The organism is Pseudomonas sp. NPDC090208, from assembly GCF_044746785.1.
Lineage (GTDB): Bacteria > Pseudomonadota > Gammaproteobacteria > Pseudomonadales > Pseudomonadaceae > Aquipseudomonas.
Map to the genome: position 1 here is coordinate 96317 of NZ_JBIVCU010000001.1, position 13291 is coordinate 109607.

Genomic DNA, 13291 nt, shown 5'->3' on the forward strand with positions numbered 1-13291 from the left:
CGGTGGATCTTGCCGCCGTCTTCTTCGATCAGCTTGGTGTAACGCTCAACCATGCCGCCGACTTGCTCGCTCTGGTCCGGGTGAACCAGAAAGATGATTTCGTAATGACGCATGAATGCTCCTTACGGGTTGTAGCCTGCCGCCAGAGCGGTCAGACAAGGAGTGAAAAACACTGGTTTATCTTGCACAGGAACAGGCACATGAGCGCCTGCCATGACAGCAAGGGGCGCAATTGTAGAGAAGGGGCCGGAACGGCGCAAGGAAATTGGTGAATATTTGAGCAGAAGCAGCTTCGAGCCATGAGCCGCAAGCTACAAGCCTGAACGCGTACCGCCTTAGCTTGAAGCTTGCAGCTTGAGACTCGTCACTTCCGCAAAGCGGCAGCCTTGGCAGCGCGCTGACGCATGGCCTCGAACAGGCACACGCCAGTCGCGACCGACACGTTGAGGCTGCTGACACTGCCTGCCATCGGCAGACGCACCAGGTAATCGCAATGCTCACGGGTCAAACGACGCATGCCTTTGCCTTCGGCGCCCATGATCATGATGGTCGGGCCAGTCAGGTCCTGCTGATACAGTTCCTGTTCGGCTTCGCCCGCCGTACCGACGACCCACAGACCGCGCTGCTGGAGTTTCTCCAGCGTACGCGCCAGGTTGGTCACCGCTACCAGCGGAATGACTTCGGCCGCGCCGCAGGCCACTTTACGCACGGTCGGCGTCAGAGTCGCGGACTTGTCCTTGGGCACGATCACCGCCAGCGCACCGGCCGCATCGGCCGTGCGCAGGCAAGCGCCCAGGTTATGCGGGTCGGTCACGCCGTCGAGCACCAGAATCAGTGGCGCGCCTTCGGTACGATCCAGCAGCTCGTCGAGCATGGCTTCGCCCCAGACCTGGCTCGGGCTCACTTCAGCTACAACACCCTGGTGAACGCCTTCGACCCAGGCGTCCATCTCGCGGCGCTCGGCCTGCCCCACCTGCACACGGTTCTGCGCGGCCAGATCGACCAGGACTTGAACACGCGGCTCGCTGCGCCCTTCTGCCAGCCAGATCTGCTTGACCCGCTTGGGGTGATGGCGCAACAGCGCTTCCACGGCATGCACGCCGTAGATTTTTTCCAACTGACTCATGACTTGGCCTTCGGTTTACGTGACCCGCTGCTCTTCGCCGCCGGCGCCGACTTGGGCGGACCCTTGCGGTGCTTGCTCGGCTTGGTCGCCTTGCCGGCCGCTGCGGAATCACCGCGAGCGGATTTGCCGCCGCTCTTGGCTTCAGCCAGCAGGGCTTTCTTCATCTCGCGACTTTTGCGCACTTCGGCGTTCTTCGCCGCAGCATCGCTGGCACGGTAGGCCTCGACAGGTTCCTTGGCCGGGCGACGGCTCGGCTTGGACAGCGAGAGTTTTTCTTTCTCTTTTTCAACCTTTTCGGTCTTCTGCGCCGGCGCAGGCTCTGCAGCCTTGCGCTTGCGGGTTGTCGGCGAGACAACGGCCTTATCCGACATTTCGAAGTCGATCTTGCGCTCGTCGAGATCAACGCGCATGACCCGCACTTCCACGGTGTCACCCAGGCGGAAGCTGCGACCGGTGCGCTCGCCCGCCAGACGGTGATGGACCGGATCGAAGTGGTAGTAATCGCCCGGCAAGGCCGTGACGTGTACCAGACCCTCGACGTAGATGTCGGTCAGCTCGACGAACAGGCCGAAACCTGTCACTGCGGTGATAACGCCCGGGAACGACTCGCCCACGCGGTCTTTCATGAACTCGCACTTGAGCCAGTTGACCACGTCGCGGGTGGCTTCGTCGGCACGGCGCTCGCTCATCGAGCACTGTTCGCCCAGTTGCTCCAGAGTCGCTTCGTCGTACGGATAGATGCGCGCCTTCGGAATGGTCGCTGCACCGGCACGCCGTACATGCGGGGTGTCCTGTTTCGAGCGGATCACACTGCGAATGGCACGGTGGGTCAGCAGGTCCGGGTAACGACGGATCGGCGAAGTGAAGTGCGTGTACGCCTCGTAGTTCAGACCGAAGTGGCCATTGTTGTCGGAGGTGTACACCGCCTGACTCAACGAACGCAGCATGACGGTCTGGATCAGATGGTAGTCCGGGCGATCCTTGATCGACTCCAGCAGCGCCTGATAGTCCTTCGGACTCGGACCGTCCTTGCCCTTGTGCAGGGACAGACCCAGTTCGCCGAGGAACGCACGCAGCTTTTCCAGACGCTCCGGCGGCGGACCATCGTGAACGCGATACAGCGCAGGGATTTCATGCTTCTTGAGGAATTCGGCGGTGGCCACGTTGGCCGCCAGCATGCATTCCTCGATCAGCTTGTGGGCATCGTTGCGCGTGGTCGGGCGGATTTCCGCGATCTTGCGCTCGGAACCGAAGATGATCCGGGTTTCCTGGGTCTCGAAGTCGATGGCACCACGGGTATGGCGGGCGCCCAGCAAGACCTTGTACAGCGCGTAGAGCTGCTTGAGGTGAGGCACGACTTCGCCGTACTCGCCGCGCAGGTTTTTCGCCTCGGTGGTCTTCGGATGCTCCAGGATGGTGCTGACCTTGTTGTAGGTCAGGCGCGCATGGGAGTGGATCACTGCTTCGTAGAAGACGTAATCGGTCATCTCGCCGGTCTTGGAGATGGTCATCTCACAGACCATCGCCAAACGGTCGACCAGCGGATTCAGCGAGCACAGGCCGTTGGACAGCTGCTCAGGCAGCATCGGCACCACCCGCTCAGGGAAATACACCGAGTTGCCGCGCACCTGGGATTCGGCGTCCAGTGCCGAACCGATCTTCACGTAGCTGGAGACGTCGGCAATCGCCACATACAGCTTCCAGCCGCCGGAGAACAGGCGCAGCTTGCCGGGCTTGGCTTCGCAGAACACCGCGTCGTCGAAGTCGCGTGCGTCTTCGCCGTCGATGGTGACGAACGGCAGGTGACGCAGGTCGACGCGATGCTCCTTGTCCTTCTCCAGCACTTCGGGCTTGAGTCGGCCAGCTTCCTTGAGCACAGCTTCCGGCCAGACGTGGGGAATGTCGTAAGTGCGCAGAGCGACATCGATCTCCATGCCCGGCGCCATGTAGTTGCCCACGACTTCGATCACGTCGCCTTGCGGCTGGAAGCGCGGGGTCGGCCAGTGGGTGATTTTCACCTCGACGAACTGACCGATCTTGGCGCCGCCGTTGCGACCCGGCGTGACCAGCACTTCCTGCTGGACCTTGGGGTTGTCCGCAACGACGAAACCGATGCCGCTCTCTTCGAAATAACGACCGACGATGGTTTCGTGGGCACGGGAAATGACTTCGACGATCACACCTTCACGACGGCCACGGCGATCAAGGCCGGAAACCCGCGCCAGCGCACGGTCGCCATCGAACACCAGACGCATCTGCGCCGGGCTCATGAACAGGTCGTCGGAACCGTCGTCCGGCACCAGAAAACCGAAACCGTCGCGGTGACCACTGATGCGCCCCAGGATCAGGTCCAGCTTGTCCACAGGTGCGTAGGTACCACGGCGGGTGTAAATCAGTTGCCCATCACGCTCCATGGCACGCAGGCGGCGGCGCAAGGCTTCGATCTGGTCCTCGGTGGTCAGACCGAACTCGGCGACCAGCTCCTCACGGGCAGCCGGCGACCCGCGCTCGGAAAGATGCGACAGGATCAGCTCACGGCTGGGGATGGGGTTTTCATATTTTTCCGCTTCACGAGCGGCCTCGGGATCGAGGGACTGCCAATCGGCCATTAGAATGAGTTCACCTTATCTGTATGCAATTAGTTTGGCATATACCCGATTGAAACGCGAAGCCAGCGTTTGCTGAGACTTTTCGCTATTTCAAAAAAAATTTCGTCATGGGGGTTTACAGCTCCAAAACTCATCCGTAAGATGCGCCCCACAACGACGGCAAGCGCCACGTTGTAGTTGAAATCAAACAGCTTTTTCAACAAAAAGCCGAGTGAAATCAACGATTTGCCCAGATGGTGAAATTGGTAGACACGCCAGCTTCAGGTGCTGGTGACCTTACGGTCGTGGAAGTTCGAGTCTTCTTCTGGGCACCAATTCAAACAAAACCGAGCTTAGGCTCGGTTTTGTGCTTTCTGCGGTTTGAAAAATAGCACGCAGCGCAAAACAGTCGTCAATTTCTCTTAACTTCCTTTCCTCTCCTTCGCTCACGGGCAGGCACTTTGCGTGCGCGGATTATTTTGCCGGCATACGCCCCTCGCTGACTTTTGCAGACCCGTCACAATAGCGAGCCATGCATCACATGCAGACACTCTCCTGCTCGATCACGATAAATCGATGTTTTGCCCACTCTTTTTAAAAAAATCTGAAAATTCAGTTGCGCTCGGACGAAAAATCTAATTAAATCAGCGCCATGCCCAGGTGGTGAAATTGGTAGACACGCCAGCTTCAGGTGCTGGTGACCTTACGGTCGTGGAAGTTCGAGTCTTCTCCTGGGCACCAAACAAAACGAAACCGAGCCAAGTGCTCGGTTTTGTGCTTTCTGGGGTTTGGAAACTTTCCCAGTCCACGTGCGGCATCTTGTAGCAGCCTGGCTTGCCAGCATCAGCACTTGTTAAATCGCCGACGCCGGCAAACCGGACCGCTACAGAAATCTGCGCTACGCCTTGAACTGCCCCAGACTCGCCTTCAATTGCGCCGCCAGCCTGTCGAGCGTCTTGCCGCTCGCCGTGGTCGCCACCACCGCTTGCGCCGCTTTTTCGGCCTGGGCATGAATCACTTCCACGCGCCCTCTCACGGCTTGCGCCCCTTGCGCCTGGTGCTCTGCCGCCTTGGTCGCCAGACCGATAGCCGCGTGCACCTGCTCGACCGACGCCTGAACGGTTTGCTGCAGGCGCGCACTGTCACGCAACACTGCCAGACCTTCTTTGGCCTGACGCCCCGCCAGGCCAATTGTCGCCACCGCTTCTTTCGCACCCGATTGCAGCTTGGCGATGTGCTCCTGAATATCCCCGGTCGAACTCTGGGTCTTGCTGGCCAGCGCCCGCACCTCGTCGGCCACTACCGCAAAACCACGGCCGGTTTCCCCAGCGCGAGCCGCTTCGATGGCGGCGTTGAGCGCCAGCAGGTTGGTCTGCTCGGCGATGCCATGAATGACTTCAAGGACGACTTCGATCTGCTCGCTTTGTCGAGCCAGACGCTCGATCACCTGAGCGCCGTTATCGACCTGCCCAGCCAGCGCTTCGATCAGCCCGCCAACCTGATTCGAGGTACGAGTGTTTTCATCCGTGGCCTGACGGATATCGATCACCTGACGCAGCGCCGCCTGCATGGCGTGGCTCTCGGCCTGTGCTTCGTCAGCCATTTGCGCCAATGCCTGGAGACTCGCCGCCACTTCGTCACGCTGCAATTCCGCTGCCGCATCAGCTCCGGCATTACGCTTGCTCATCGCACCGATTTCGACGCCGGTCTGCTGCGCCACATCCCCCGCCTCACGAACGATCGGCTGCAGCTTGTCGACAAAGCGGTTGACCGCCGACGCCATATCGCCAATTTCGTCGTTGCTGGTGATCTTGACCCGCTTGGTCAGATCGCCCTCGCCCGCCGCCAGGTCGTCCAGCGCACGGTTGAGCAATTGCAGACGCAGCACCACGCGACGCCCCAGCACCACCGCCAGCGCCAGCAAAACGCCCAGCCCAACCAGCGCCAGGCCCATGCCAATGCGCCAGCGCAGATCAGCCGCGGCATCCTGAACCGCAGCACGCGTATTGGTGACCATTGCTGAAGCAGCCGTCTGCGCGGTTTGCAGACGCGAGCGCAGCGCCGTCGAGCTCTCTGCTGCGGCACCACCCAGGCTGTCGGCCACCAATTGCTCACCACTGCCAATGAGCGCGTTGAATCGCTTGTCCAGCGCAGCCAGGTTCTCCTCCACGGACGCAGTGGAAACGCCCATGCGCACCTTGCCGATCTCGACCCCGTTGGGGCTGATCGATGCTTCGACATAGAACACCGAAGCATCTTTCTGCGCCGCGTTGAGCACCTTGTCCATGGCCCGCTCACCCTCGCCTTTGGCCAGCAGCGCCTTGATCAGCTCGTTGTCACGGTTCAGGTAACGAGTCAGGTGCTCGCCCTGAGCATCGTCATACACCACGAACAGCACGTTGGGATTGCGCTGAGCGCGCCGTGCGAATTCGGACAGCGTGGGCGTGTCACCGTCCCACATGGCCCGTGGCGCTACAGCCGCCAGCAATTCAGCCATGTCGGTGGCCGATTCATGCAGATCCTTCTCAAGCGTGGCCCGCAGCTGTTTCTGCTCATCTTTAAGACGTGTGGACAGCCCGCTGCTCAAACGCTGACGGGTATTTTGCGAAAGACTGTCCAGACTGGCGGTGACATCGCGGCTTGCCTGTTCCAGCTCGGTCGACAAGTGTTGCGAATCTACACCCAGACGTGTGGTCAGGTCGGCTTCCAGCGCGGTAACGGTGCTCCGGGTCAGAGCGACAGCCACCAGCACCTGCACCAAAAGGGCGATGCCAAGGGCAATGAATACGGGACGCAGCAGACGGCTGCGCAGAAGCGAAAGGACGGCTGACACAGGAGGCTCCCCCACAACAGACGCCATTAAAATGATGGCATCTTTTCTGACGGTATTTACAGCAAGTGCCGTGCCGATGTCGTGACCACGATCAAGCAGAAAAAACAAAGGGCCGCCTGAGCGACCCTTTGTTTGCATTTCAACGACTTATCAAGCGAACGGATGACGCAGGATAATGGTCTCGTTGCGATCCGGACCTGTCGAAATAATGTCGATCGGCGCACCGACCAACTCTTCCAGGCGCTTGATGTAAGCGACGGCGTTGGCTGGCAGCGCGTCCAGGGTCTTGGCACCCAGGGTCGACTCCGACCAGCCCGGCATTTGCTCGTACACCGGCTCCAGGCCGATGTAGCTGTCGGCATCGGTCGGCGCGTCGATCACTGCACCGTTTTCGTTCTTGTAACCGACGCAGATGTTGATGGTCTCCAGACCGTCGAGCACGTCCAGCTTGGTCAGGCAGATGCCCGAGATGCTGTTGACGTCGATGGCGCGACGCAGGATGACGGCATCGAACCAGCCGCAACGACGGGCACGACCGGTGGTTGCACCGAATTCATGACCACGCTTGGCGAGGAAAGCGCCAACATCGTCGAACAGTTCGGTCGGGAACGGACCGGAACCGACGCGAGTGGTGTAAGCCTTGGTGATACCCAGGATGTAGTCGATGAACATCGGACCGACACCCGAACCGGTGGCGATACCGCCGGCGGTGGTGTTGGAGCTGGTGACGTACGGGTAGGTACCGTGGTCGATGTCCAGCAGCGAGCCTTGCGCGCCTTCGAACATGATGTCTTTGCCAGCACGACGCATCTCGTGCAGCGCAGCGGTCACGTCCAGCATCATCGGCTTGAGCTGTTCGGCGTACTCCATGCACTCGTCGAGCGTCTTCTGGAAGTCGATGGCCGGCTCTTTGTAGTAATTGACCAGCACGAAGTTGTGGTAGTCCAGCAGCTCGCCGAGCTTGGCAGCGAAGCGCTCGCGGTGGAACAGATCACCGATACGCAGGCCGCGACGGGCAACCTTGTCTTCGTAAGCAGGGCCGATGCCGCGACCGGTGGTACCGATCTTCTGCTCGCCACGGGCTTTTTCACGGGCCTGGTCCAGCGCGACGTGGTACGACAGGATCAGCGGGCAGGACGGGCTGATGCGCAGGCGCTCACGCACCGGGATGCCCTTCTCTTCCAGCTTGGTGATTTCACGCATGAGCGCGTCAGGCGCCACGACCACACCGTTACCGATCAGGCACTGCACGCCTTCGCGCAGGACACCGGACGGAATCAGGTGCAGAACGGTTTTCTCGCCATCGATCACCAGTGTGTGACCGGCGTTGTGACCGCCCTGATAGCGAACTACCGCGGTAGCATGTTCGGTCAGCAGATCGACGATCTTGCCTTTGCCCTCATCACCCCACTGGGTGCCCAGGACTACGACATTCTTACCCATAACACTTGTCCTCATTCACGCAAACTTGGGTGCCGGCTGCGCCGACAGGAAAACTCAAGAGGCCAGCGGCATTACCTGCCAGTGCTCGCCGTGCTGAATCAATTGCCGATCACAGTCGGCTTCTTTGGCCGCCGACACCGACTGACCCGGCAGCGCCTGCACCACGCGCTGACCTTCGCTGCGCAGCTGGCAAACGGTCTGCCACAGTGCCGCATCGGTGCTGTCAGGCATCCAGATACCGCCAGACGGCAGCTCGATCTGCGCCTGTCCGAGCGTGACCAGGGTTTTCAGATCGGTGGAAAAACCCGTTGCCGGGCGCGCACGACCGAAATCGGCACCGATGTCATCGTAACGACCGCCCTGAGCGATGGACTGGCCCACACCCGGCACGAACACGGCGAACACGACGCCGGTGTGATAGTGGTAGCCACGCAATTCGCCGAGGTCGAAATACAACGGTAGCTCAGGGAAACGAGCTGACAGGCGTTCGGCGATTTCCACCAGATCATCCAGCGCTTCGATCACTGCCGCCGGCGCACCGGCCAGACGCTCGCGCGCCGCTGCCAGCACTTCACGGCCGCCACACAGATCGACCAGCGCACGCAGCATGGCGGCGAGATCGCTCGGCAGGCCCTCGGTCAAAGTAATGACCTCGTCGATGGCCTTGCGTTGCAGGGCATCGAACAACAACTGCTCGGCTTCACCGGACAGACCAGCCGCACGAGCCAGACCACGGTAGATACCGACGTGGCCCAGGTCCATGTGCACATCCGGCACATCGGCCAGTTGCAGCATCGCCAGCATCAGGCTGATGACTTCGACATCGCTGCTCGGGCTGGCGTCGCCGTACAGCTCCGCACCCAGCTGAATCGGGCTGCGCGAGGACGACAAGGCGCGTGGCTGGGCATGCAGCACACTGCCGGCGTAGCACAGACGGCTAGGGCCTTCGCGGCGCAAGGTATGTGCGTCGATGCGGGCAACCTGCGGCGTGATGTCCGCCCGGAAGCCCATCTGCCGGCCCGATTGCGGGTCGACCACTTTGAAGGTGCGCAGATCCAGATCCTGGCCAGCACCTGTGAGCAGTGATTCAAGGTATTCGATGTGCGGGGTGACGACGAACTCGTAGCCCCAGCTTTGAAACAGATCCAACACCTGACGACGCGCCACTTCAATGCGCGCAGCTTCCGGCGGCAGTACTTCTTCGATGCCATCCGGCAGCAGCCAGCGGTCAACCGTTGCCATTACGCCTTTCCCCTATCATCCGGGCGGCCAACCCTCGGGCGGGCCTTGTGTGAAGCAGGCCGTGCTCTGCAGACGCCTGCCCGGGATTTCCATCTCCGGACAAAACACGTCGCAGCGTTGCCAGCACGGCCCTCGAAAAAACTGCCGCGCACGAACAACGCCACGGCCAATCAATCGTGTAGACGCAAAAAAGCCGGGAATTCCCCGGCTGCCGCATCATACACACGTTTTTACGCAGGAACACCCCGTCAGGCGGTTTTACCGCCCGACGGGGTCGTGATTCACGGCTTGGCTTTTTCCAGGTAGCGGAAGAATTCGCTGCCCGGATCGAGCACCATCACGTCGCTCTTGTTGGCGAAGCTTTCACGGTAGGCACGCAGGCTGCGGTAGAACGCATAAAACTCCTGATCCTGGCCGTAGGCCTTGGAGTAGATCGCCGCTGCTTGCGCATCGCCGTCACCGCGGGCCTCTTCCGACTCACGATAGGCTTCTGCCAGCAACACGCGACGCTGACGATCGGCGTCGGCACGAATACCTTCCGCCAACTCGTTACCCTTGGCGCGGTGCTCGCGAGCCTCACGCTCACGCTCGGTACTCATCCGCTCGAACACGCTGCGGTTGACTTCCTTGGGCAGATCGATGGCCTTGACCCGGACGTCGATGACTTCGATGCCCAGCTCTTTTTCTGCCATGCGATTCAGCGTTGCGGTGATGTCCGCCATCAGTGCGTCACGCTCACCCGACACGGCTTCGTGCAGGGTGCGCTTGCCGAACTGGTCACGCAGACCGGATTCCAGACGACGGGACAGGCGCTCATCGGCGATCTGCTTGAGGCCGGAGGTCGCAGTGTAGAAACGCTCGGCGTCCTTCACTCGCCACTTGGCGTAGGCATCGACCATGACCGCTTTCTTTTCCAGAGTCAGGAAACGCTGAGTCGGCGCATCGAGGGTCAACAGGCGACCGTCGAACTTGCGCACCTGGTTCACGTAAGGAATCTTCACGTGAAGACCCGGTGGCACATCGGTCTGAACCACGCGACCGAATTGCAGCAACACTGCACGCTCGGTCTGGGAAACGATGTAGAAGCTGTTCCACGCGACCACAGCCAGCACCACGCAGACAATCAGCGCTACCAGAGATTTATTGCTCATCAACGAGTCTCCCTAGTGCGCGTGTCACGTTGCTGTTGCATGTCCGCTGCTCGCGAGCCCGGATCCACGACCGTCGCGGCCGAGCCGCCGGTGGAGGATGCCGCACCGCTGCGACTGCTTTCGATCATCTTGTCCAGTGGCAGATAAAGCAGGTTGTTCTGCCCCTTGTCGCCGGTCACCAGCACCTTGCTGGTGTTGCTGTAGACCTCTTGCATGGTTTCCAGATACAGGCGCTCGCGAGTGACTTCCGGTGCCTTGCGGTACTCGGCGACCAGCTTGGTGAAGCGGTCGGCCTCACCCTTGGCGCGCGAGATGACTTCGTCACGGTAGCCGTTGGCATCTTCGAGGATGCGCTGAGCCTGACCACGGGCTTCCGGGATCACACCGTTGGCGTAGGTTTCAGCCTGGTTGCGTGAACGCTGCTCGTCTTCACGGGCACGGATCACGTCATCAAAGGCTTCCTGAACTTCACGCGGCGCCGCAGCGCTCTGCACGTTCACCTGGGTCACGGTGATGCCGGTGCGATAGGTGTCTAGGAAACGCTGCAGGCGCTCCTTGATCTCGCCAGCCATCTGCTCACGCCCTTCGGTCAGCACCTGATCCATGGCAGTCGAACCGACCACATGGCGCAGCGCGCTCTCGGTTGCGTGCTGCAGGCTGACTTCAGGCTGATCGACGTTCAGCACGAAATCCTGCAGGTTGGTGATGCGGTATTGCACGGTCAGCGGCACCTCGACGATGTTCTCGTCTTCGGTGAGCATCTGGCCCTGCTTGCTGTACGCACGCTCGCGCGTCACGTTTTCGAGGTACTTGCGGTCGAACGGCGGGAAATAGATGTTCAGACCCGAACCGACCGTTTCGTAGTACTTGCCGAAGCGCAGAATGACTGCCTGCTCCTGCTCGTCGACGACATAGATTGCGTTGTAAAGCCAGATGGCGAGCAGCACCACGAAGCCGATGCCGAGCAGGCCGAAGCCACCGCCCTTGCCCGACCCGCCGTTACCACCACCATCACTGCTGCGTTTCTTGCTGGCACCGAACAACCCATTCAGGCTTTCCTGCAGCTTTCGGAAGGCCTCGTCGAGATCCGGTGGCCCCTTGCGGTCGCCGCCCTTGCGTTTTCCGCCCCAGGGATCCTGATTATTCGAGTTGCCACCCGGCTCATTCCAAGCCATAGCGCTCTCCATCTGATAAAGCAAAGACGCGCCCGCGGCGCGCCGACCAATGCTACAGAATGCCTGTGGAAGCCGTACAACCGCTTCTTCAGGCTTTTATTGCAAAGTGTGTTGCTCGATGAATTCCAGCGGCTGCAGTCCTTCGCGACTCACCAGGCGATTGAATTCAACTCGGGGCAGCCTTACAGCCAGCAGACTCTGGCCTTCTTCGTCATGCTCCTCGCTCTGCACCGCACCCAGCTGAAAGAACTGGGCACGCAGCCGTGCGAAGCGTTGCGACAGGCACAAGGTGCCAATGAACAGATCGTCCCCCAACAGCTCGGCGATGGCCTGTTTCAACAGGTCCAGACCACGCCCGTCACGCGCAGACACCCAGACCCGCTGCGGCTTGCCATCGGCATTGCGCTGAATCTGGGGCTCGACCCCTTCGAGCAAATCGAGTTTGTTATAGACCTCCAGCATCGGCAAGTCCTGGGCACCGATCTCGCCCAGCACCGCCATCACCTGTTCGATCTGCTCCATGCGGTCCGGCTCGTGAGAGTCGATCACATGCAGCAACAAGTCCGAGTTGCTCGATTCTTCGAGCGTAGCCCGAAAGGCCTCGACCAGCTTGTGCGGCAGGTGGCGAATGAAGCCCACGGTGTCAGCCAGCACGATCGGTCCCAGGTCGTCGAGATCGAGACGGCGCAGGGTCGGGTCGAGGGTTGCGAACAACTGGTCAGCAGCGTAGACGTCGGAATCGGTCACCGCATTGAACAGGGTCGATTTGCCGGCGTTGGTATAACCGACGATGGAAACCGTAGGGATTTCGGCACGGGAACGGCCACGACGGGCCTGATCACGCTGGCTGCGAACCTTCTCCAGACGGCTCTTGATCTGCCGCAGGCGTACCCGCAACAGGCGCCGGTCGGTTTCCAGCTGGGTTTCACCCGGGCCGCGCAGACCGATACCGCCACCCTGACGCTCAAGGTGAGTCCAGCCGCGAACCAGTCGGGTACTCATGTGCTCGAGCTGTGCCAGCTCGACCTGCAGCTTGCCCTCGTGAGTCCGGGCGCGCTGGGCGAAGATGTCGAGAATCAGCCCGGTACGGTCAAGCACGCGACACTCGAACACACGTTCAAGGTTACGTTCCTGACTGGGCGTAAGGACATGATTGAAGATGACGAGATCGACTTTCTCGGCACTGACCAGGTCACGCAACTCTTCGACCTTGCCACTGCCTACGAGAAACTTGGCGGTTGGCCGATGTCGTGGCACGTTGACGAATGCGACGATATCGGCGCCTGCCGACAGAGCCAGTTCCTGGAACTCCTGCGGATCTTCGCGCGCCTCAGGGTCCTGACCATCCAAGTGAACGAGGATTGCCCGCTCACCACCACCGTGGCGCTCAAAGAACAAGGCAGACTCCTATCAGACGTTACCTGGCTCAGCGTCACCCTGGTCGGACTCGGATGCGCTAGGCAGACGAATCGGACGGACAGGAACGACGGTGGAGATAGCGTGTTTGTAAACCATCTGGCTGACAGTGTTCTTCAGCAGAATGACGAACTGGTCGAAAGATTCGATCGTGCCCTGCAGCTTGATGCCGTTGACCAGATAGATCGAAACCCCGACCTTCTCTTTACGCAAAGTATTCAGGTAAGGGTCTTGTAGCGAATGCCCTTTTGACATGTGCCGCACTCCTTTAAGGATCAATAGAATAAATTCGAAAACATTGGCTTGGGCCGTTACCC

General features: G+C 60.4%; 9 protein-coding genes, 2 tRNA genes and 2 pseudogenes. 2 read left to right on the plus strand and 11 right to left on the minus strand.

Translation table 11 applies throughout. The annotated features are described in order from the left end of the window. The 3 genes from ACIPL0_RS00435 to rnr form a co-directional block, all read right to left on the minus strand. A partial coding sequence (locus tag ACIPL0_RS00435; RefSeq protein ID WP_170946356.1) for a 30S ribosomal protein S6 occupies positions 1-113 on the minus strand: 113 nt, incomplete at its 3' end. A gap of 251 nt (positions 114-364) precedes the next feature. Then, positions 365-1126, minus strand: a complete 762-nt coding sequence (gene rlmB, locus ACIPL0_RS00440; RefSeq protein WP_400594980.1) for a 23S rRNA (guanosine(2251)-2'-O)-methyltransferase RlmB — start codon at positions 1124-1126, stop codon at positions 365-367. Further along, a complete protein-coding gene (rnr, locus tag ACIPL0_RS00445; protein ID WP_400594977.1) occupies positions 1123-3735 on the minus strand; it encodes a ribonuclease R in 2613 nt (870 codons plus the stop codon). Before rnr ends, rlmB begins: the two co-directional genes overlap by 4 nt. A gap of 227 nt (positions 3736-3962) precedes the next feature. Here rnr and ACIPL0_RS00450 point away from each other — a divergent pair. After that, positions 3963-4049 (plus strand) — tRNA-Leu (locus ACIPL0_RS00450). Positions 4050-4368: 319 nt separating this feature from the next. Further along, positions 4369-4455 (plus strand) — tRNA-Leu (locus tag ACIPL0_RS00455). A gap of 157 nt (positions 4456-4612) precedes the next feature. Here ACIPL0_RS00455 and ACIPL0_RS00460 read toward each other — a convergent pair. The 8 genes and pseudogenes from ACIPL0_RS00460 to hfq form a co-directional block, all read right to left on the minus strand. Then, positions 4613-5128 (minus strand): annotated as a pseudogene (locus ACIPL0_RS00460) (methyl-accepting chemotaxis protein); the annotation flags it as partial. Between the two features lie 390 nt (positions 5129-5518). Next, positions 5519-6685 (minus strand): annotated as a pseudogene (locus ACIPL0_RS00465) (methyl-accepting chemotaxis protein); the annotation flags it as partial. Between the two features lie 12 nt (positions 6686-6697). Then, on the minus strand, positions 6698-7990 hold the full coding sequence (locus tag ACIPL0_RS00470) for an adenylosuccinate synthase (protein WP_400594974.1): 1293 nt from the start codon (positions 7988-7990) through the stop codon (positions 6698-6700). Between the two features lie 54 nt (positions 7991-8044). Next, the gene (locus ACIPL0_RS00475) at positions 8045-9232 is read right to left on the minus strand and encodes an ATP phosphoribosyltransferase regulatory subunit (RefSeq protein ID WP_400594971.1); all 1188 of its coding nucleotides are present in this window, start codon (positions 9230-9232) and stop codon (positions 8045-8047) included. 281 nt (positions 9233-9513) lie between these two features. Next, the gene (hflC, locus tag ACIPL0_RS00480; protein ID WP_400594968.1) at positions 9514-10383 is read right to left on the minus strand and encodes a protease modulator HflC; all 870 of its coding nucleotides are present in this window, start codon (positions 10381-10383) and stop codon (positions 9514-9516) included. Beyond that, the gene (hflK, locus tag ACIPL0_RS00485; RefSeq protein ID WP_400594965.1) at positions 10383-11558 is read right to left on the minus strand and encodes an FtsH protease activity modulator HflK; all 1176 of its coding nucleotides are present in this window, start codon (positions 11556-11558) and stop codon (positions 10383-10385) included. Before hflK ends, hflC begins: the two co-directional genes overlap by 1 nt. A gap of 96 nt (positions 11559-11654) precedes the next feature. Then, a complete protein-coding gene (gene hflX / locus ACIPL0_RS00490) occupies positions 11655-12956 on the minus strand; it encodes a ribosome rescue GTPase HflX (RefSeq protein WP_400594962.1) in 1302 nt (433 codons plus the stop codon). Positions 12957-12968: 12 nt separating this feature from the next. Next, positions 12969-13229: an RNA chaperone Hfq gene (gene hfq, locus ACIPL0_RS00495; RefSeq protein ID WP_400594959.1), complete on the minus strand. Its 261-nt coding sequence runs from the start codon at positions 13227-13229 to the stop codon at positions 12969-12971. Positions 13230-13291 lie beyond the last annotated feature (62 nt).